The organism is Legionella sp. 16cNR16C, from assembly GCF_021297775.1.
Classification (GTDB): domain Bacteria; phylum Pseudomonadota; class Gammaproteobacteria; order Legionellales; family Legionellaceae; genus Legionella_C; species Legionella_C quinlivanii_A.
In genome coordinates, this window is sequence record NZ_JAJTMX010000001.1 from 534551 (window position 1) to 556472 (window position 21922).

Sequence of the window (21922 nt, forward strand, 5' to 3'; positions counted from 1 at the left end):
CTGTTTTGACTATGCCATGCAATTATTAAGCTGTCTATGCCTTTACCCCACCCTTTTAATGAGTGACTAAATAAAAAACTGTATTAAAGTTCTTAACTTGGATATCCGGATAGTCTAAAATCAACTAAGACTGACCCAGAGAGAATCAATATGCACAAAAAAATATATCTATCAGGTATAGAGAAACGAGCGGGCAAATCCTTTATCTCCCTGGGTATCGTTTCTACCTTGTTAGCAGAGCATATTGCGTTTCGCTGCTTCAAGCTTTTCAGTGAAAAAGACGACGCCCAGAAGTGCCTGTTAGAAAAAACCACCGGCACTGTGGTTCCTGCAATTATGGACGTAAACCAGGCTATATCCATGATGCGAACCCAACCTGATGATCTGTTCGGGATGGTCCTTGAAAAAACCCAGCTCGATAACACCTCGTCTCTCGATTATTTTGAAGGTACTGATTTTGAAAGCGACAATGATGTGTATGAGTTTCAGTTTAACATTAACATGGCTTACCAGTTAAACTGCTCATTATTTCTGGTCGTTTCCTCAAAAGACAGAACACTGGAACATACTCTGGCAGTACTCAATACGGCAATTGAAATGTGCAGGCGTTCCCATGTGGCCGTTGCCGGGATCATTATCAGCCGTGTGCAGGATGAAACAGAGGCGGAATTATTATTTAAAAAACAGTTTGCATCTATCCCGTTTCTTGTAATTATCCCTGAATTTGAGCAATTATCCAGCCCTTCGGTCAAAGCGATCGCAGAATTATTGGAGGCTGAAGTCCTTTGCGGTAAAGAGGAACTGGACAGACCAGTTCGGCAATTTACCATCGCAGCAAAAACCATAGGTAACTTTCTCGAGTCACGTCTGGACCGGGGCGGCATGCTGATTATTACCCCGGATGATCGAATCGACATTCTGCTGGGTTCATTACTGGCCGAACAATCCGCCAACTATCCCAAAATCGCTGGAATTGTTCTGACCGGTGGGGAAAAACCAGGAATTATTATCCGGAATATCATTACCGGTCTTGAGCATTGCTTCCCTGTATTATTGGTCGAACACAAAACCTATGAAACGGCGACCAGATTATTTTCAGCAAAATTCAGCCTTAGTTCCCATGACGAGGAACGGGTTAAAACAGCGATGCAGGCACTGGTGCCTTATCTGTCACAGCCCTTGTTGAGTGTATTAAGCAGCAAAACGTATATTCGCTCAATGAGTCCGGCTATGTTTCTCTATGAATTAATCCGCAAAGCCAGAGAAAAAAAATGCCACATCGTTCTTCCTGAAGGCGAAGACAGCAGAATCCTCATTGCTGCGGATTATTTACTCAAACGCAATGTAGTCAGAATTACGCTCATTGGTGATCCGCAAAAAATCAAAATGCATTCCAAACGCCTGGAACTGGAACTTCCCAATGTCCGTATTATTGACATTGACAAGTCCACTGACAAGGTAATTTTTGCTAATGAGTATTTCAAACTAAGGCAGCATAAAAATATCAATTTCCCCATCGCGCTTGAGCGTATGACGGATGTGAATTATTTTGCCGCAATGATGGTTTACAGTGGTGAAGCCGATGGGATGGTATCGGGTGCGGCCCATACTACCGCAGATACGGTACGTCCTGCTCTGGAAATTATTAAAACAAAACCGGGAATTTCCAAGGTATCTTCTGTGTTCATCATGTGTATGCCTACCCGAGTGCTGATTTATGGCGATTGCGCTATTAATCCAGAACCAGACAGTGAAACGCTCGCAGAAATTGCTGAACAGGCAGTCGATATGGCAAGAAGGCTGGGAATAAGTCCCAAAGTGGCCTTGCTGTCCTATTCTTCAGGAGAATCCGGAAAAGGCCAAAGTGTAGCGAAAGTGGCGGGCGCCATGGAAATTTTACGTCGGAAACATCCTAAGTTAGCGGCTGAGGGTCCCTTGCAATATGACGCAGCGGTTGACGCAGAAGTCGCCGCGAAGAAAATGCCTGATTCCAAAGTGGCCGGCAAAGCCAATGTGTTAATTTTTCCAGATTTGAACACAGGCAATAACACTTATAAGGCAGTACAGAGGGAAAGTGGTGCATTGGCTATTGGCCCTGTATTACTGGGGTTAAATAAACCTATTAATGATTTAAGCAGAGGTTGCACACCCCAGGATGTAATCAATACGATTCTGGTTACGGCACTTCAGGTCAACCGGGAAAAACTATGAATATTCTTTCAATTAATGCGGGCAGCTCTTCTATTAAATACAAGGCCTATACGTTTTCCAGCAAAGGTCACAAGCTTTTGCTAAGCGGTCTGATTGAAGGAATTGCCGAGTCGAGTGCCAGCTGGCATCACCACTTTAAAAACAGCTCCGTTTCACAGGAGCAATTAGCCAATCATGCCGAGGCGTTTTCACTATTGTCTACCCGCTTGAAATCAGATCTCGCCCATCATCCACTGACACGTATTGGTCATCGGGTTGTACATGGAGGTACAGACTTGTTTGAACCTACTATCATTACTCCGGAAACGCTCCAGCAAATTAAAGAATTAAGTTTTCTTGCGCCGATACATAATCCCGTTAATGTAATTGGGATTGAGCTGGCGCAGCAGAATTTTTCGGAAGCAGTGCATGTCGCTGTTTTTGATACCGGGTTTCATCATCAAATGCCTGATCATGTCTACAATTACCCAATTGACATGGAAGTCAGTAAGCAATTTAAAATCAGGCGTTACGGTTTTCATGGCATTAATCATGAATATGTTGCCAGACGCGCTGCTCAGTTCCTCGATAAGCCTTTGAACGCCTGTAATTTCATCAGCCTGCATCTGGGAAATGGAGCCAGTGCATGCCTGATTAAACGAGGAATGTCCGCAGATACTACAATGGGGTTAACCCCACTGGCTGGCCTGGTTATGGGAACGCGTTGCGGCGATATTGACCCGGCAATTCCACTCTACCTGATAGATAAAGGCTTAAGCCCCAAAGAGGTAGATCATCTGTTAAACAAAAAAAGCGGACTTTATGGTATTGGCGGCGATAATGACATGCGCAATTTATCCTCTCGATTCACAAAAGGCGATCCAAAGGCAAAGCTGGCCATTCATATGTATGTTTATACCATTCAAAAAGTAATAGGATCTTATCTCAGCCAAATAGAGCAACTCGACGCGCTTATTTTTACTGGCGGGGTTGGTGAAAATGCCGTTCAAATCCGTAAAATGATTTTAAGTCCGCTTAAGCATTTTAATTTTTTTATCGATGAGGAAAAAAACTCCGAGAAGATAGAAAGCTGCGATAATATTTCGGATGTAGGTCATAATATTCTGGTAATACGGGGCGATGAAGAAGCAATGATTGCAGAGAAAGTGTTTGGGTTTAAATAATCAGTTTTCGAGGAACCTTCCTTAAAAGTCCTCTCTCCCCTCAGGGGAGAGAGTTAGAGAGAGGGGTTTAAAATCCTCTGCAGGAAAAACAAATCTCAAGACAAAATAAAATCAGGCCCCGATTTTAAAACACGCTTCCAGCACCTCTGCCGCTGCCTCCTGTGTCATCTTAATTTCTTCTTTCTGATGTGCAGAAGATACGAACCCAGCTTCGTAGAGAGACGGCGCAAAGTAAATGCCCTTGTTGAGCATGCCGTGATAAAAGCGTTTAAATAGTGCTTCATCAGATGCCGCAATGTCTTCATAGCCAAAGACCTGTGATGCTTCGCTAAAGCAGAAACCGAACATTCCGCCCAGTGATGCTGAGCAAAATGGTACATTTAATGAGTCTGCCGCTTCGGCCAGGGCCTGAACCAGGTTTTGTGTTGTTTGCCCAAGATTTTCAAAAAAACCAGGCTTTTCTATTTCAGTTAATGTGGCTAATCCCGCGGCCATTGCCAAAGGGTTGCCCGATAAAGTTCCCGCCTGATAAACCTTTCCTTCTGGAGCAAGATGGCTCATAATCGCGGCCTTGCCGCCTACCGCACCTACTGGCATGCCGCCGCCAATCACCTTCCCTAATGTCGTAATATCCGGTTCAATGCTGAAAACCGCCTGTGCACCACCCAGTGCAACACGAAAACCAGTCATCACTTCATCAAAAATCAGTAGCGAATTGTAATGATCGCAAAGTTCGCGCAAACCCTTTAAAAATTCAGGCCGAGGTAAAACAAATCCCATATTGCCGGCCACTGGTTCAAGAATTACCGCTGCAATATCATCGGCATAGGCCTCAAATAATTGCGCGGTAAACGCAAGATCATTGAAATCTGCAGTCAGTGTGTGTTCAGTAATACTGGCTGGAATACCTGGAGTAGACGGAATTCCCAAAGTTAAAAGACCTGAACCGGCTTTGACAAGTAAACTATCGCTGTGACCATGATAGCATCCATTAAATTTAATGATTTTATTTTTTCCGGTAAATCCTCTGGCCAGGCGAATCGCAGTCATTGTCGCCTCAGTGCCGGAATTAACCATACGTATTTTTTCAATACAGGGCATTAACTGGATTATTTTTTCGGCAAGGCGAATTTCCAGCTCGGTAGGCGCACCAAAACTCATTCCATTATGGAGAGCAGTAGAAACCGCTTCGATTACCTTTGGATGACAATGCCCAAGAATCAATGGCCCCCACGATCCCACATAATCGATATAATGCCGATTGTCTGCATCGATGAGATAAGCTCCCTTCCCCTGTTTAAAGAATATGGGCTCACCGCCGACCCCTCTAAATGCACGAACAGGAGAATTAACTCCGCCTGGGATAATGACCTGAGCTTCATTAAAAAGTTGTTGAGACTGACTCACGACGACTCCTTTGCCTAAGAAAGCGGTCATTCTACCTTTTTTTAACCATTTGATCAAAAATAACCACTTTCTATACTTAACTGTAATTTACTTTACAAGACAAAATACAATCGTTAAATTACAGCTTTTTTAAGGTAGAGACTTTCATTTATGCAGGATTTCAAAAAATACATTTGTGTGATTTGTGGTTTTATTTACGATGAACAGGAAGGCTGGCCCGAGGATGGCATTGAGCCAGGGACTCGCTGGGAAGACGTTCCCGAGAATTGGTTTTGTCCGGATTGCGGAGCAGGAAAAGAAGATTTTGAAATGGTTGAAATAGAGGAATAATCTGGTTTCAGCACCTTCCTCAAATTATTGCTATTCTTGTATAAGCAGGAATAGCAATATAGCCCAATTCATGGCAATGATGGAGAGGTGGTATGATGAACCAGCTAGAACAACTTAAACAGTACTCTGAAGTGGTTGCAGATACTGGGGATATCAAACTGTTAAATGAATTTCAAACACGCGATGCAACAACCAACCCCAAACTGATTCTGGATGCCGCACTTAATCCGGATTACCAACGGACATTGAAAGAAGCCCTGACCGAAGCTGAAAAAGATGATAATTCCGGTTACCCGCAGGCCATTCGCTTTGCAGCACGCTTCATTACCAAAATTGGAACAGAACTTTTACAGGTAATTCCTGGCAGAATTTCCAGTGAACTGGATCCTCGTTTAAGTTTCGATACAATCGAAACAATCAAGCGGGCCCAATACTTAATTTCCCTTTACGAAAAAAATGGAATCGCGCCTGACCGTATTCTGATAAAAGTAGCAGCAACCTGGGAAGGTATAAAGGCAGCAGAAGAATTGGAAAAACAAGGGATCCATTGTAATTTAACTCTGGTGTTTTCCCTGGTTCAGGCGGCAGCCTGTGCACAGTCGAAAGTTACACTTATTTCTCCTTTTGTGGGGCGTCTGAATGAATATTATTCCAATAATCATATCGAATCGAAACAATCCCCGGGGGTAGAGCTGATACAAACCATTGTTGACTATTACAGTGCCCATGCGATTTCTACTGAAATTATGGCAGCGAGCTTCAGGAATAAAGAGCAAGTGCTTTCAGTTGCCGGCACAAAATTATTAACCATTCCCCCAGATATTTTAAAAGACTTGAGGCAAAGCGAAGAGACTGTGATTCGGAAAATCAACTCCCCCGCATCAGGATTTCAAACGCCATCGCTTTTATTCTCCTCACGAGAGGAGTTTTTGCACGAGCTGGCCCGTAATAAGCCGGCTTACCATCTTTTGAAAGATGGTAATTTTAAATTTACAAAAGCATTTCTCAAACTGAGACAGGTTGCTTTCAACCAACTCAAACCTATGCTCCTTTTTTCAGTATTAGCTGAAAAGCTGTCGCAGTCGATGAAAATGTAGAGCTAAGCTCTACAATATGTTACTTATGAATTCTTTTTCGCTTATGACGTGAGCGTCTTAGCATATTAAGCAATTCTACACTAATGGAAAAACCCATCGCAAAATATACATAAGCCCGAGGAACGTGGAATGAGAAGCTGTCTGCGATAAGAACCGTACCTATTAAAATAAGAAAAGACAAGGCCAGCATTTTTATCGTCGGATGTTTATCGATGAAACGGCTGACTGGTTCGCTGGCATAAATCATTACCAGAATAGCGCAGGTAATTGCAGCCGCCATAACCCAGAAGCGGTTAGTCAGGCCAATCGCAGTTAGAACGCTGTCCAGTGAAAATACCACATCCATAATTGCAACTTGTGTCACCACCGATTTCATAGTGGTTTTCCTGGAGGGCTTATCAATCATAAGCGGGGGATGTTCTCCCACTTCATCATGAATTTCCTGTGTCGCCTTGACGATGAGAAACGCACCGCCCGCGAAAAGAAAAAGATCCCGTGCCGAGAAGGAAAATTTAGCAATTGAAAATAAGGGATGCTTAAGTTCTGCCAGCCAGACCGCTGAGGCTAACAGGCATAAACGGGTCACCCAGGCAAATGTAAGCCCCCATCGTCTGGCGGCCTTACGTTGCTCCAAAGGCAATTTTTCTGTAAGGATTGATAAAAAGATTAAATTGTCTATTCCTAGTACAATCTCCAATATAACCAATGCTATCAGACTAAATATGATATCCAACATATCCATTTGTAATTCTCATGACTTGATCGAAATCAATTATTTATTGAGCTAAAAAAAATGTATTTTCTCTTGAGAATAAGACTATGATTTTAATTAAACATAACCATTTCACTTTACTACATATCTTAGCTATAATAGACAGCGTTATACAATCTTTATTTAGGTGACCACAATAATTAAGTTAATAAAAAAGCTGTTGCGAAAGTCCAGGGGAAAACATACTCCTATAGAAGCCAGCTTCATCATACCCCGCACACAGCATAATGTTTCAAAAACGGATATCAGTCCTAATGCCCTGAAGGTTTTAAACCGCCTCAATGGCGCTGGCTTTCAAGCTTATCTTGTTGGAGGAAGCGTGCGTGATCTTCTTTTAGGCCAGGCTCCCAAAGATTTTGACGTGGCAACTAACGCTACTCCCAGCCAGATTAAAAGCTTATTTAGAAATGCCCGTATTATTGGTCGCCGCTTCAAATTAGTTCATATTATATTCCATCGCGATATTATCGAAGTAGCCACATTTCGCGGTAATCAGTCAATTGATGAAAGCCAGCAGGTTAATGAGCGCGGCATGCTTGTGCGCGATAATGTTTACGGTAGTCTGGATGAAGATGCCTGGCGGCGTGATTTTACCGTTAACTCACTTTACTATAATATCGAAGATTCTTCCATTGTCGACTTCACAGGCGGAGTGGAAGACATACATCGCAGACAATTGCGTATGATAGGAGATCCACTCATTCGCTATCAGGAAGATCCGGTGAGGATGCTTCGTGCCATTCGTTTCAGCGCCAAACTTAATTTTGCTCTGGAAGAAGAAACTGCGAAACCCTTGACGAAGATGAGTTCGTTAATACGTCATGTGTCAAGCTCCAGATTATTCGATGAGATTACCAAGCTCTATCAATGCGGACAAGGTGAGGCCGTTCAGCGCTTGCTGATTGAGCATGGCTTATTTGCAGAACTCTTTAGCCAAACCTCGCAATTGCTTCATTCCGAATATCCGGTGAGTGCGCTATTAGGAATTGCTCTGGAAAGTACAGATACCCGAATACAAGGTAATAAACCGGTAACTCCTGCCTTTCTTTTTGCCGTATTGCTCTGGTTTCCTCTGAAACAGCAGGCAGCGATTTATCAGCAAGCAGAAAATTTACCGCCCTTATCGGCACTGGAAAAAGCAATGAATCATGTGATTTTTGAACAGAATAAGGTCATTGCTATTCCCAAACGGTTTACTCAGGTTATTCGTGAAATCTGGCTTTTGCAATTTCGCTTTACCAAACGGCATGGCGGAAGAGCGGTTAATTTGTTGCAACATCCCCGATTCAGGGCAGCGTTCGATTTTCTGGCACTAAGGGCGCTAGCTGGTGATGAATCCATGGAACTTGCCCAATGGTGGACAAATTTTCAGGATGCAGACGAAAGCAGGCAGCATGAAATGATCAATGAAATATCCCCCCCTCCGTCAAGAAAACCCAGACGCAGACAACGGAGCAAATCGGTTTCAGAATGATTTGCTATCTTGCGCTTGGAAGTAACTTGAAAAGTCCTGAAAGACAGATACGAACGGCAATTCAGGCCATAGCTTCGTTACCTAAGACCCAGGTACTCAAAACAGCCAGTCTGTATGAGAGTGTCGCCTGGGGCAGAAAAATTCAGCCTTGTTTTTGTAATACAGTCATTAAGGTTAAAACAGGACTCCGGGCTTTGGATTTGTTGAAACAATGCCAGCAGATTGAGAAAACTCATGGCAGGATCAGAAGATTACGCTGGGGTTCTCGTACCCTGGATATTGATATTTTAATTATTGGAAAGTGTTTCTCACAACATCCGCGGCTTCAAATCCCGCATCCACGTTTACTGGAGCGGGATTTTATGTTTCTCCCCTTATTGGAAATCTCACCGAAAATTCAACTACCCGATGGAAGTAAGGTATCAGATTCTATTGTAAAAAACCCGACCCAAACCTGTTTTACAATCTCTAAATAATTAAATCAAAATGATCTATTTATTGACAGTTTATCGTCAATATACCTAAAATAGCCGATTTTGAAGCACTATTCTGGTATCAATTACTATGCCCCGTTTTTTAAATAACTCTCAGCAAATAATCAATCTCCTTAGCAAAGAATATAATGTCGATTGCACAGCTTATGAAAATATTAACTTTAAAGTAATGAAGAACTATAAGTACTTTTCACAAAAAAAACTTATAAACGCATCTCCTTCGGATTTCATTCCTACTGAAAAAGAAGTGAAAGATAATCCTCAACTACTCAAACTGATTACTTCTATTTTATTCAGTGATCGCTTCGACTTTCTTAATTTCGAAGCAAATATCTTAATCAGTGCAGATTATTTTAAGAGCAAATTGATTGAAGTGCAGAATTATATCCAGATCTGCCACTCGTCTTTAAGCCCCGATGAAAGGGCGCTTAAAGTTGACACCATTGAATTCCTGATATGCCAAATGATTGGTTTACGATTGCTCAAAGAAATCAGGGAAAAGAAACTGGAACTCCCATTTGAACAGATAAGCAGAAAAGACGCGGAAAAAGATTTGCAAGCTTTAAAAAATATTATGCCAAAGCTTGGTACAACAAAAAAACTGACCCTGTCTTTTAACGACAGTTTTCCACAAACTCTAGTTGGAGCGTCTGTCTCAGCCCGCTATATGGATCCTTTCCGTTATGCCGTTAGCAATGGACAAAGGGCCAAAACAAATGCCTATACTCCTTTAAGTGCCTGGAGTGAAGATAATCTGGCTTCATTTTTTTGTGGGCAACTTCGCCAGACAGCGATGAATGCCAGAAAAAATGCCCAGAAAGCACAAACTGCGGTGGCTGCTCCCAATCTATCTGGAAATACACCGTCAGATATGTATAATTTTCACAGGCTTGACATGCATCTTTCATGTTCAAAAATAAGATATGCACTTATAAGAAAATATGGTGTAAACCAGTATCATCCCTTATACGTAGGTTCTCTTGTTGAATTCCTGAAAAGAGAATATGGCTACTCAGTGGAAAGCTATCTCGATTTATGTATGGGATGGGCCGATCGGATGGCAGGTGCCTTTGGTGCTTCCCCTTTGGGCGTTAATCGTTATGTTGGAACCGATCCGAACACTAAGCTGGTACCAGCCTATAAAGAGATCATTGCAAACCATCAACCTAAAAACTTCCAAACCTTTACTTATGCACTTCCAATGGAAGCCCTCACACAAGCTCAGTTATGCCCAGACGGCAAGCCCAACCACATGATGTTAACCTCTCCTCCTTATTTTGATAAAGAAAACTATCCAGGCAAACTACAATCACATAAATTGTATCCAAAATATGAGGACTGGTTCAAAAACTTTATGATGCCACTCATTAGCCAGGCGCAGATGGGTTTGGAAGTGGGCGGGTTTATTGCTATTGAAATGGGAAGCGCCCTGGATAGATCAATCGATATCCCAGGCGATATTGACACTTATCTCGGCAAATGTCCCCAATTAGAAAAGCTCGGCAAGTTTGTTAATACCAGGTTTCACAGTACCCCGACATTCTTGGTGAGATATGTTGGTTCATTTCCATTTGAAAAGCCGATTCAGCTGCAAATATCAGAAAATTTAGAATTTATAGGCAGTGGAAACTTCAATGAAACCTGCGTTGATGAGTTTGAGCAGAAGAAATTAATGGCAGCATCTGCTTTGGCATTAATGTCTTCGGATTATTCTAATGAACCCCCTCTATTACCTGAAGATCCCTTGCAAGAAGATGAGGTACTGGCAGGTGGTGCGGTTTTCAAAAGAGCTAATGACAACGAAGATACTGATACCCTAAAAAAACGGAAAGGAAATCAAAATCCGTCACGAGCAAAAAATGCAGGGCCTCTTTCGAAATTTGGCATACATGCTCACAGAGAGGATTCATTTACCTCTCCCTTTGTGAAGTCTGCAGAACAGGCCATGAATTCACTCGAACAGGATAATGATCGACCAGGGTTTAAATTTTAGGATTGGGCTGCTACGTCACAGCATGGTTCAATGAGCTGCCCTACTCCTCATGTCGCTCGGCTTGCCCGAGGGACGTAGAAGCTAATATAAGGTTGTTGTTTTTACTGAAAGAAACTACAATTAAGTTGATACCTGTTTTATGGATGAGGCAATCTTGTATAAAATAATTCTGCACGCGACGGACTTAAAAGAAAATCATAGGATTTACTGTCAACAGGCAGTGAAGTTAGCAAAAGCGTTTAATGCCGAGCTTCATTTTCTTCATGTCATCGAGCCCCCCAAGTCGCTTCAATTCGCACAAAGCCTGGGATTTGCTGAAATTGCCAAGCCATCCAAGGAAGATGCCCAAACAGTTATGGACTTACTCTGCGAAAGTCTGGGTATCCCGCCCGAACAGCAATACATTGAAATTGGCACAGCTTCTCAGCATATTTTACAGAAAATTAAAGACTTAGGCTGCGATCTGGTTATCCTTGGCAGTCATAGCTCAAGCATACCCGCATTTTTAGGAAGTACAGCCAATGCGGTCATGCATCATGCAAGCTGCGACGTGCTGACTCTTAGAAATACTGAAACTGGTTAGAGAACGTTATCTGACTGTTACTTGAAAAGGGCCTTTTCTATCATTGGGATAATTTTAAGGTTAGCTTCTGGAAACTCAAAATTGCTAAGGTTATTAAGGCTTACCCATCTTAGGTCAAGTTGGGATTCCTTACAAACGGCAGTGCCTGAGAAATGAGAGACCAGAAAAACCTGGAGTTGAACGAGCTTTGCCCCATAAGAATGGACAACTTCGCCTAAGAAATCATACTTCTCAACAGTTAAACCCACTTCTTCATGCACTTCTCGAATCAGCGCACCCGCTGCATTTTCAGAGGCTTCGACTTTACCCCCAGGGAATTCCCAGGCCCCTGGATGCGGAACATGCAAGGGCCTTTGAGTAATGAGAATTTTCTGTAAGTGGTCAACAATGACTGCAACGGCTACTTTCACACCAGACTACCATGACAGCTTTTATATTTTTTGCCAGAACCACAAGGACAAGGCTCATTACGCCCTACTTTTTGCTCTGTCCGGCGAAAAGTAGTTTGCCCTTCTTGCTGCTGGTCTTGTTCAGCTAGCGACTCATCTTCATGAATGAATTGCATTTTCTGAACCTGTTCAGAGCGGCGCTGCTCCTCGACAGCATTCACATCTTCTTCAGTCTGCACTTGAACCGAGGTGAGCAGACGAATAATATCGTATTTCAAATTGTCTAACATCATTGTAAATAATGTAAACGCTTCTCGTTTATACTCCTGCTTCGGATCTTTTTGAGCATAACCTCTTAAGTGGATTCCCTGACGCAGGTGGTCCATTGCTGCAAGGTGCTCACGCCATTGAGTATCCATCGTCTGAAGAATCACTGACTTCTCGAATTGTGAAAGCACTTCGCGTCCAGCCAGCTGTTCTTTTTCCTCATAGCGTTTCAAGCATAAATCAAAAATTCGATCCCTGATTTGTTCAGGTTGCAGGGAGTGATCGTTTTCAACCCAGCTTTCTACATCCGCTTTAATTTGAAAATCTTCCTGCAGGGTAGTGGCTAAGCCCTTTAAATCCCATTGATCTTCAAGGCTCTGCGGAGGAATGTAACTATCAACCAGACCGAATATTACATCTTCGCGCATTGAATCGACAGTTTCCTTAGGATCACTCATTGCCATAATTTCAGCCCGCTGGCTATAAATCACTTTACGCTGGTTGTTGGCAACATTATCGTAGTCCAGTAATTGCTTACGCACATCAAAATGATGACCTTCCAATTTACGCTGTGCATTTTCAATTGCTTTTGTAACCAGGTTGTGTTCGATAGGCTCTCCAGGTTTCATTCCCAGACGGCGCATCATATTCGCCACACGCTCTGAAGCAAAGATACGCATTAAATTGTCTTCCAGCGACAGATAAAAGCGGCTGCTGCCAGGATCCCCCTGACGGCCTGCTCTACCTCGCAACTGATTATCAATACGGCGAGATTCATGGCGCTCGGAACCAATAATTCGCAAGCCCCCTGCCTTTAATACTTCTTCATGACGCTTTTGCCATTCTTCTTTTACTTTCTGACGATCAGCTTCTGAAGCATCGGCAGGCAACTCAGCCAGAGCGGCAGACAAGCTGCCTCCCAATACGATGTCAGTTCCCCGGCCCGCCATATTGGTAGCAATTGTGACTACACCCGGCCGACCCGCTTCAGCAATGATATGCGCTTCTTTTTCATGGAATTTTGCATTGAGCACCTGATGCTTGATCTTGACTTTATCCAGGAGGCGGCTAACCAGCTCAGAGGCTTCAATGGAAGCCGTACCGACCAGTACTGGCTGACGTCTGGAAATACAATCACGGATATCTTCAATAATCGCTTCGTATTTATCTTTCTGAGTCAGATAAACCAGATCCGCTTGATCCTGGCGCTGCATGGAACGATTGGTTGGAATAACAACCACTTCAAGGTTATAAATCTGCTGAAACTCATAGGCCTCAGTATCCGCAGTACCAGTCATTCCAGCCAGCTTATTATAAATGCGGAAGAAGTTCTGGAAAGTAATAGAGGCAAGCGTCTGATTTTCATGCTGGATAGCCACTCGTTCCTTGGCTTCAACAGCCTGATGCAACCCTTCGGACCATCGACGACCGGGCATGGTTCGTCCAGTGTGCTCGTCAACAATAACAACCTGATTGTCTTTGACGATATAATCTACATCACGATGGAACATGACATGGGCGCGCAAGGACGCATTGACATGATGCATTAATATGATATTACTTGCATGATAGAGGCTTTCACCTGGATCGAGCAAACCTTCATTGGTCAATAACTCTTCAATAAGCTGATGACCAGACTCAGTCAGATGCGCCTGTTTCTGCTTCTCATCTACGGTGTAATGGCCGCCATCACCTTCTTCCTCCTGTTTCTTAAGCTGGGGGATCAGTTTATTTACTTTCACATAGAAATCAGAGCTGCCCTCTGCAGCACCAGAAATAATTAAAGGCGTTCGCGCTTCGTCAATGAGAATGGAATCGACTTCGTCGACGATAGCAAAGTTTAGCTCTCTCTGAACCTTATCTGCCAGGCTGAATGCCATATTATCGCGCAGATAATCAAAGCCAAATTCATTATTGGTTCCATAGACGATATCGGCTTTATACGCTTCCTGTTTTGCTGGATGCGCCATGTCGGGGGTAATGACTCCAACCGTTAAGCCCAGAAATTCATAGATTGGCTTCATCCACTGGCTATCCCGCTTAGCGAGATAATCGTTTACAGTCACCACGTGGACACCTAAACCGCTAATAGCGTTTAAGTAAGCGGGCAATGTGGCTACGAGGGTTTTACCTTCACCAGTTCGCATCTCGGCAATATTCCCTTCATGCAGAACCATTCCCCCAATCAATTGCACATCAAAATGCCGCAATCCCATTGTCCGTACAGAGACTTCCCTGACAACCGCAAATGCTTCAGCCAGCATTTCATCAAGCGATTCACCCTGCTCCAGGCGCGTTTTAAATTCTTGGGTTTTTGCTGCCAATTGCTCATCAGAGAGGCTTTGCATCATTGGCTCAAAACCATTGATAGCCAGCACAACCTTCTCCATGCGTCTCAAGGTCCGCTCATTCCGACTACCAAACATTTTTTTCATCAATGTATTTAGCATGGCCTAATAATCCCCTGTGATTTTTGCACGTCAAAAGCGCTTAATTTACTAGAATTAAAGAAAAATTGCCATGAATAAGACCATTTCTATGTAAATTAAGCTCTCAAAACAAAGTGCAGACTCCCAGATCGGCTCGAATTATGAAAATTCTGTGTTATGACTTGGCAGTGCAACACAATTTCAAAATACGCGCAGGTTGAATTTTGGGCTAAAATCTTAAGAGAAACCTTGCACTGAATAAGGATTTTTAGGAAAGAATTAAAAACCTGCCAATGAACTATTTCAAAAAAAGAGGTTATTCAATATGCAAGTCACAACCGCAAGAGGACTCATTTACCTTGTCAGATTTATTAAAATGCTATGCACTCTGGTTATAATACTCATTGCCATTTCATTTTTAAGCCATTATATATCCGATCCAAAGGCCTACCCTGTTCTGATGAAACTCAATCAGTTTACAAACTCGCATACAGCCGAAGCAATCGGATTAATTAAAAGAACGGTTCCCTACCAGTTTTCCGGAACGGATTTCAGTCAGATTATCCTGATAGGTTTAATCTCAATCGTCCTGCACTTTTTAAACCTGATACAGGACAAGCTTGGTTTATTGATATACAAAAGACGAGAAAGTATTCAATATCAGCAATGGCGAAAAAAACTTGAGGAACGCCTGTCCAGGGAGCAGATGCAGGAAATTGACAGTAAATTTTCGCAACTCGATTCCTCCCTCTCATCCAGCGAACGGCGAAAAATGTTGAAAGAGTTTGCCCGTCTTAAAAGTAAACTGGATGCGATGGGACAGCAATTAGCATTTCTATCCATTGATGTTGTGGATTCCACAGGAATGAAACGTAATGAAGACAAGTACCTCGCGGCCTATGATTTCGATCGCTATAATGAATTGGTAATACAGTGCCTGAAAGAAAACCATGTCATTAAATATGCAATGACCCCTGATGGTATGATGAGCTGCTTTCAAAAAATAGATGAAGCGGTCAGCGCTGCCAAAATGCTTCTTAAACGCCTCGTTGACTTCAATCAACACTCAAAACAGATTAAGCGAAATTTTCATGTCCGCTGCGGCATCAATGGCGGCTTTGTTTATATCGATGATGATACTCCCCTGGAACAAGTCAGTGATCGGGCAATTGATATTGCGGGGCATATGCAAAAACATGCGAAACCTGACTGCATTAATATTGCCGCCTCAGCAATTGAACCCCTGAAAAACAGAGAGGGTTTTGCTGAAACACGCAATATTGTTGATGAGCAGAAAGTCTATGAATGGGGAAATCAGCTCACTTAGTGCTGACAGGCTTCTCATCCAGTTGGCAATAGTAATAAAAAATTAATCCTTTATAACAACTTGTATTGTAAGTTTTCCCTCTCATTAAATCCTGCAGACGGTAGTAATCGCAGCTTGCCTGAAAGCTATAATTTTCACTGTAATGATAGCCCGATAGACAAAAATAGGCATTGGCAGTAAAGGAAACCAAACTAATCAGCAAGGTTAACACGGTTTTTGCAAACATAATTACTCCTGAAAATCCATTGAATTTCAAAGCGCTGCAGATTCGGGAATGACTGAGTTAAGTAATGACTCCCGATTTTCAAGCCATTCTGTCGCAAAGTCCAGTTGGGCGGCATTTTTAGCTTGCAAAATAGACTGCAATAATGCTTTCCACTCTTTATTTCCCGACTGTCCATGATAAAAATTAAAAACAGGCTTTAACAGAACTGAAAGCGGAACCGATTGCTCCAACTGGATTTTCACATAATACATATAGTTCTGAAAGATACTCAGACGACTTAAAACGGGAACATCAGGATAAACGTGACGATGTAAACCAGCCAGTGCATAGGGATTATCGCAGGCTAACCGGCCCAGCATAACTCCATCAACTTGCTCAAGATGTGTTTTAATGGCCTCAAGGTTTGATATATTTCCGTTTACAATTATGGGAATCGCTGGAAACTCTTTTTTTAATCGATACACATAGTCATAATTTATGGGTGGAATGCTGCGGTTTTGCTTGGGATTTAAACCATGCAGCCAGGCTTTTCGCGCATGAACAATTAACTTGTCAGCGCCCGCGTTAATAATTTTCTCTGCAAATCCTGCAAAAAAATCATAACTGTCCTGATGATCTATGCCTATTCTCGTCTTGGCTGTAACCGGAATTCGGACAGCCTCCTTCATCGCAGCGATACATTCACCAACTAGCGACGGCTCTCGCATCATACAGGCGCCAAAGCGCCCTGCCAGGACTCGATCACTGGGGCAGCCTAAATTCAGATTCACTTCCGCAAAGCCCCTTTCCTCTGCAATCTTTGCACATTCTGCGAGTGCCTCAGGCTCTGAGCCCCCTAACTGTAAAGCCAGCGGATGTTCGCAGGCATCATAACCTAATGCCCGCTCCGGCTTATTGCGTATGGCTCCTGCTGTCTGCATTTCCGTATAAAGCAATGCCCTCGGGGCTATCAGACGCATGAATACGCGAAAATGAGTATTCGTCCAGTCTATCATTGGGGCAATAGCCAATGGGGAAAAAATCGCGTCACTTGACATAATGGAAAATAAACTTCAAAAAATTAGACATAGTATACAGTAGCTTTTATTTTGTACAAATTAATTATAAGTGAGCATTTAAGTCAAAGGCACTAACATTTCAGCTATTAATTGTAGCCTTGCCCGCCTCTGGAACACATTAATATCCAGTTTATATGCCATATGCAACTTACGCAGACGATGATTCGGCCATTGATTGAGATCCACATTAAATGCTATCGCGTCAATTGTATCGCCCCCGCTTTCATGAATAAGACTCAGCTTAAGATGATTTTTACCAACCAGGCGCTGTTCAATAATTTCAAATATGTCATCAAAGCAAGGTTCAGGAAATTGCTGTCCCCAGGGACCTGCCTGTTGCAACATTAAAGCAGTTTCCAGGGATAGTTCTGATGATGTCAGCGAACCATCGCTTAATAACACCCCTTCCAAATCCAGTTCATGGCGATGCTTTGCGACTTCTTCAACAAATACTTTTTGAAAATCTGAAAAGGCGCCGGGATGCAAACTTAATCCCGCAGCCATCGCATGGCCACCAAAGCGATTGATAAGACCTGGGTAATGGGTATCGATTTCTGCAAGAACGTCTCGAATATTGAGGCCTGAAACAGAGCGTGCAGAACCTTTCATTTCACTGTCACTGACTACCGCGAAAGCGATAACCGGCCGGTGAAAGCGATCTTTCAGGCGCCCCGCCAGGATCCCTATCACTCCCTGATGCCAGTTTTCATCCATTAAGCATAATGCCGGAGGAAGATGAACACTATTTTCCATTTTTTTAGCCATCTGGTTTACGACCGCTAAAGCCTGCTCTTTCATCTCCGCCTCAATTTGACGGCGCTCCTGATTCAACTCATCCAATTGACGGGCATAAAGCCTTGCCCGATTCATGTCCTCACATAAAAGGCATTCAATACCTAGAGACATATCATCAAGACGCCCGGCAGCATTCAAACGCGGAGCCACAGAAAATCCCATATCCGATTCGCGAATCGTTTCAGCACTCTTGCCTGCAACTTCCAGTATGGCCAGAATGCCAGGCCGGCAATGCCCTTGCCGAATGCGGGCAATCCCCTGATTAATCATGATGCGATTGTTCTGATCCAGAGTAACCACGTCGGCGACAGTTCCCAAGGCGACCAAATCCAGAAACTGGGCCATATTCGGTGCTTCAATACCTTGTTCGGCGAACCAGTTGGAATTCACCAGGTGCCTGCGCAAGGCCAGCATAACGTAGAAAATAACCCCAACTCCAGCCATTGATTTACTGGCGAATCCATCGCCATACTGATTGGGATTCACAATAGCACAGGCTTTGGGCAATTGATCTCCGGGTAAATGATGATCCGTAATTAATACATCTATTCCCGCCTGGTTGGCAGCATCCACACCCTCAATGCTGGCGATGCCGTTATCGACAGTAATTAATAAATCAGGAGCTCGTTGTCTGGCCACCTCAACAATTGCGGGAGTCAGTCCATAGCCAAATTCAAAGCGGTTAGGAACCAGATAATCTACATTTGCTGCCCCCATGCTCCTCAATGCCGAAATAGCTACCGCGGTTGAGGTGGCGCCATCGGCATCAAAATCACCAATAACCAGGATTCTTTGTTTCTGTCGTAAGGCCTGCTCGAGACGCTGACTGGCCTTGTCAATGTCGATCAACTCATTATAAGGAAGCAGAGATTGCAAACGTTTGTCCAGTTGACTCTCATGCTCAATACCTCTGGCCGTATAAATACGTTGTAACAGCGGGGATAATGAGCTCAGGGTCGAGGAAACTTCAGCAATCGTTCTTCTTTTTATTTGCATGAATCAGGGATCTCCACAATCGTATCAATACATTTGGTTTTGTTATCTGGCAGGCCATATTATTCCAGTAACAGCGAACTGCCAAACCTTTCTTTTTTGCTTTATCGAGGAGAGCATCCAGCGCTTGTTCATCATGCAAACAAATGACGGTGTTTTTATCCAGCTTACACTGCAGATTAAGATTCTGAATAATTTGAGGAAATGCTGAGATTAATTGTGCATCATCGCTTAAAATTCTTTTTTTAGCAGGAAAATGAAATTCCCCTTCGCCATAAAACCACAGCCCGTTTACATTAGCCCCATTATTCTGATTACTTACGGTGCTTGCGGAAAACAACATCTGCATTTCGGTAAACAGACGTTGCCAATATAGAGATTGGCCCATATTTTTTAAGATAGGTAATAAGGAGTGATGCAGAATGCGAGGAAGGAATTGGCTTTGTAATTTGGGCTTATCACCTGGATTCAACAGCCATAAGTGTGCATCATGGTAATAGGCTGAACAATTGTCCTGCTCTAAAAATTGTTTAACTTGCTGAAATAAGTTTCGGGCATCTGCCTCGCTTAATTCAAGTTCATGGCCCATTGCCACAATCATTGCATCATTATGAGTTGCTTCCCAGTGAATGGGAGAGGCGACAATCCACTGGCCTTCCAATTGATGAAGGCGTCGTAAAAAATCTCCAATCGCAGGATTTTCATTATGACTATCCAGAACATGAAGAATGTTCAGCCAGTAATTACCCTGAGTTGGTAAGAGACTGGCCTCAGATGGGCAATCATCAGATAAGCCATTGATGATAATATCCATTTATACCGCCTCAGCGTAACCATCCTTTTTAAATAATGCCTTTAAATTACGAAGTGCCTGGCGAGTTCGCTGCCTGTTTTCAATCAGTCCAAAACGGACATACTGATCACCCTGCGGACCAAAGCCAATACCAGGGGATACCGCGACATGCGCTTCCTGTAACAAATATTTTGAGAACTCAAGCGAACCCATATGGCGGTAAAACGGGGGAATTTTTGCCCAGACAAACATAGTGGCTTTGGGCTTTTCTACAAACCAGCCCAATTCACACAAACCTTCACAGAGCACATCGCGGCGCTTTTCGTACAAGGATCTAATCTCATGGACGCAATCATCCGGTCCCTCAAGTGCTGCAATTGCTGCCACCTGAATTGGGGTAAAAGTGCCATAATCGAGATAGGATTTTATGCGGGTTAAGGCGGCGACCAGTTCTTCGTTTCCACAGGCGAAACCAACCCGCCAGCCAGGCATGTTATAGGACTTTGACATTGAATAGGTTTCAATGGCGATATCGATAGCACCGGGAACCTGTAAAATGGAAGGTGCCTTATATCCATCAAAGACGATATCAGCATAGGCCAAATCATGAATAACCCAGATGTGATGACGTTTTGCCAATTCAACTATTTTTACAAAAAAATCATATTCCACACAGTGTGTACTGGGATTAGCAGGAAAGTTAATAACCAGCGCTTTGGGCCGTGGCCAGGTTTGCTCTATGGCTATTTCAATATCCTGCAGGAACTGATTTTCATCAACCAGCGGAATTTGCTTGACATTGGCTCCAGCGATAATAAATCCGTAGGTGTGAATTGGATAAGCTGGGTCAGGTACAATCACTGTATCTCCCGGGCCGCTGATAGCCAGGGCCAGATGAGCAAGGCCTTCTTTAGATCCAATAGTGGTCAGCACCTGCTTTTCGCTATCCAGCTCAACATTGTAATTGCGCTTATACCAGCTGGCCATTGCCCGCCTCAGGCGAGGAATACCCTTGGACATCGAGTACCGATGCGTATCGGGACGTTGTGCCGTTTCAACAAGCTTGTCAACGATATGCTGCGGCGTAGGCTGATCGGGATTTCCCATGCCAAAATCAATTACGTCCTCTCCACGCGCCCGCGCTTCTGACTTTAATTGGGTCATTGTATTAAAGACATAAGGGGGTAAACGTTTTATGCGTGGAAACTGACTCATGATTCACCTCTATGATATAATGCTCGATATTATAAATTATTGTGTGACTAAAAACCATGCACCTACATTTGGAATCCGCAGATAAATTTGCCGTGCAGGCATACAGTGATTCAGAAGTTAAAATTGACGGCGAAATTTATCAGCACAATCTTATTGCCTCAGCTCAAGGAGTACTCACCGATTGGCCTGTCACCAGGATCTCTGAAATGATTATTCAATCGTTAAACAGTTTTTTAGCTGTTCAACCAGAGATTATCATCATTGGCCATACAGAGTCTGGTAAATTACCCTCTCCGGCTATTTTTGAGTTATTGTCACAAAAACGCATCGGTTTGGAATCCATGTCCATTGGTGCCGCCTGCCGAACTTACAATGTATTACTTAGCGAACAACGACGAGTCGCTTTGGGTATCATTTTGAACCCGGGGCTCTCGTAAAATTGATTCATGCCGTTGAGATAGATAAGTTTTTTGTAAACAGGACTCCTCGAGATATCAAAAATCACATCTAAATGAATTAGTGTTACACTTTACGCAGTGGTTCGCGATTGATTTTATTAGTTACCTTACTAATTGAAAACCTTCATATTCGTTTTCGGAACTATTGATAGTTGATGCTGAATTTTCGACATCATTTCGTAGGAATTTATATTGCCACCGATGTCCTGAATAATTCGTTCAAAGATAGTAGCAAATGACATCCTGATTTATCTTTATGGAAGCCCTTGTTTATCTGCTTGAAATATCTTCTGACTGAAGTCCAACCGATAACGAATCGATCATTTTTCAACTTGTATCAACCTGGTTGATGATTTGATTATGAGGCATTTTAACTTGAACAGCTTAATGCTTCTATGCATTAATTGAAGATATTGCTAGCAGTTAATCCTACAGGGGGTAATGAATA

19 protein-coding genes are annotated in these 21922 nt (G+C 43.1%); 10 read left to right on the top strand and 9 right to left on the bottom strand.

The window, feature by feature from the left end; all coding sequences use genetic code 11:
* Positions 1-150: 150 nt before the first annotated feature.
* A complete protein-coding gene (pta, locus tag LXA66_RS02510; RefSeq protein ID WP_233011779.1) occupies positions 151-2211 on the top strand; it encodes a phosphate acetyltransferase in 2061 nt (686 codons plus the stop codon).
* Entirely contained in the window at positions 2208-3374 is a 1167-nt protein-coding gene (locus tag LXA66_RS02515) for an acetate/propionate family kinase (RefSeq protein WP_233011780.1), read from the top strand. The genes pta and LXA66_RS02515 overlap by 4 nt, the downstream gene beginning before the upstream one ends.
* Before the next feature lie 111 nt (positions 3375-3485).
* Here the strand turns inward: LXA66_RS02515 and hemL are convergent, their stop codons facing one another.
* The gene (gene hemL, locus LXA66_RS02520) at positions 3486-4781 is read right to left on the bottom strand and encodes a glutamate-1-semialdehyde 2,1-aminomutase (RefSeq protein WP_233011781.1); all 1296 of its coding nucleotides are present in this window, start codon (positions 4779-4781) and stop codon (positions 3486-3488) included.
* A gap of 150 nt (positions 4782-4931) precedes the next feature.
* On the opposite strand from hemL, the gene LXA66_RS02525 reads away from it, so the two are divergent.
* Both LXA66_RS02525 and LXA66_RS02530 read left to right on the top strand, forming a co-directional pair.
* Complete coding sequence (locus tag LXA66_RS02525) at positions 4932-5111, top strand: rubredoxin (protein WP_058508349.1); 180 nt, start codon at positions 4932-4934, stop codon at positions 5109-5111.
* Positions 5112-5203: 92 nt separating this feature from the next.
* Positions 5204-6208: a transaldolase family protein gene (locus tag LXA66_RS02530; protein ID WP_233011782.1), complete on the top strand. Its 1005-nt coding sequence runs from the start codon at positions 5204-5206 to the stop codon at positions 6206-6208.
* 19 nt (positions 6209-6227) lie between these two features.
* Here the strand turns inward: LXA66_RS02530 and LXA66_RS02535 are convergent, their stop codons facing one another.
* On the bottom strand, positions 6228-6950 hold the full coding sequence (locus LXA66_RS02535; RefSeq protein WP_133140022.1) for a TerC family protein: 723 nt from the start codon (positions 6948-6950) through the stop codon (positions 6228-6230).
* Between the two features lie 187 nt (positions 6951-7137).
* Here LXA66_RS02535 and pcnB point away from each other — a divergent pair, with 187 nt between their 5' ends.
* The 4 genes from pcnB (at position 7138) to LXA66_RS02555 (ending at position 11524) form a co-directional block, all read left to right on the top strand.
* A complete protein-coding gene (gene pcnB / locus LXA66_RS02540) occupies positions 7138-8454 on the top strand; it encodes a polynucleotide adenylyltransferase PcnB (RefSeq protein ID WP_233012053.1) in 1317 nt (438 codons plus the stop codon).
* Positions 8451-8930: a 2-amino-4-hydroxy-6-hydroxymethyldihydropteridine diphosphokinase gene (gene folK / locus LXA66_RS02545; RefSeq protein ID WP_255665100.1), complete on the top strand. Its 480-nt coding sequence runs from the start codon at positions 8451-8453 to the stop codon at positions 8928-8930. The genes pcnB and folK overlap by 4 nt, the downstream gene beginning before the upstream one ends.
* Before the next feature lie 88 nt (positions 8931-9018).
* Positions 9019-10941 carry a hypothetical protein gene (locus tag LXA66_RS02550; protein WP_233011784.1) on the top strand — a complete coding sequence of 641 codons (1923 nt, stop codon included), beginning with the start codon at positions 9019-9021 and terminating at the stop codon, positions 10939-10941.
* Positions 10942-11095: 154 nt separating this feature from the next.
* Positions 11096-11524 (top strand): universal stress protein, encoded by a 429-nt coding sequence (locus tag LXA66_RS02555; protein WP_233011785.1) that lies wholly within the window; start codon positions 11096-11098, stop codon positions 11522-11524.
* 17 nt (positions 11525-11541) lie between these two features.
* Here LXA66_RS02555 and LXA66_RS02560 read toward each other — a convergent pair whose 3' ends face one another.
* Both LXA66_RS02560 and secA read right to left on the bottom strand, forming a co-directional pair.
* Entirely contained in the window at positions 11542-11934 is a 393-nt protein-coding gene (locus LXA66_RS02560; RefSeq protein ID WP_233011786.1) for a (deoxy)nucleoside triphosphate pyrophosphohydrolase, read from the bottom strand.
* Positions 11931-14630 carry a preprotein translocase subunit SecA gene (secA, locus tag LXA66_RS02565; protein WP_233011787.1) on the bottom strand — a complete coding sequence of 900 codons (2700 nt, stop codon included), beginning with the start codon at positions 14628-14630 and terminating at the stop codon, positions 11931-11933. The genes LXA66_RS02560 and secA overlap by 4 nt, the downstream gene beginning before the upstream one ends.
* Before the next feature lie 304 nt (positions 14631-14934).
* On the opposite strand from secA, the gene LXA66_RS02570 reads away from it, so the two are divergent.
* Positions 14935-15936: a hypothetical protein gene (locus LXA66_RS02570; protein ID WP_233011788.1), complete on the top strand. Its 1002-nt coding sequence runs from the start codon at positions 14935-14937 to the stop codon at positions 15934-15936.
* On the opposite strand, the gene LXA66_RS02575 is transcribed toward LXA66_RS02570, so the two are convergent.
* The 5 genes from LXA66_RS02575 to alaC all read right to left on the bottom strand — a co-directional run bounded on the left by LXA66_RS02575 (position 15929) and on the right by alaC (position 21016).
* The gene (locus tag LXA66_RS02575) at positions 15929-16162 is read right to left on the bottom strand and encodes a hypothetical protein (RefSeq protein ID WP_233011789.1); all 234 of its coding nucleotides are present in this window, start codon (positions 16160-16162) and stop codon (positions 15929-15931) included. The genes LXA66_RS02570 and LXA66_RS02575 overlap by 8 nt on opposite strands.
* A gap of 26 nt (positions 16163-16188) precedes the next feature.
* Positions 16189-17199, bottom strand: a complete 1011-nt coding sequence (dusA, locus tag LXA66_RS02580) for a tRNA dihydrouridine(20/20a) synthase DusA (protein WP_233011790.1) — start codon at positions 17197-17199, stop codon at positions 16189-16191.
* A 78-nt stretch (positions 17200-17277) separates the two neighbouring features.
* Complete coding sequence (gene recJ, locus LXA66_RS02585; protein WP_233011791.1) at positions 17278-19011, bottom strand: single-stranded-DNA-specific exonuclease RecJ; 1734 nt, start codon at positions 19009-19011, stop codon at positions 17278-17280.
* On the bottom strand, positions 18983-19822 hold the full coding sequence (locus tag LXA66_RS02590) for a hypothetical protein (protein ID WP_233011792.1): 840 nt from the start codon (positions 19820-19822) through the stop codon (positions 18983-18985). Before LXA66_RS02590 ends, recJ begins: the two co-directional genes overlap by 29 nt.
* Entirely contained in the window at positions 19823-21016 is a 1194-nt protein-coding gene (gene alaC, locus LXA66_RS02595; RefSeq protein WP_112218423.1) for an alanine transaminase, read from the bottom strand.
* Between the two features lie 56 nt (positions 21017-21072).
* On the opposite strand from alaC, the gene LXA66_RS02600 reads away from it, so the two are divergent.
* A complete protein-coding gene (locus LXA66_RS02600; protein WP_233011793.1) occupies positions 21073-21453 on the top strand; it encodes an Mth938-like domain-containing protein in 381 nt (126 codons plus the stop codon).
* Positions 21454-21922: the final 469 nt, after the last annotated feature.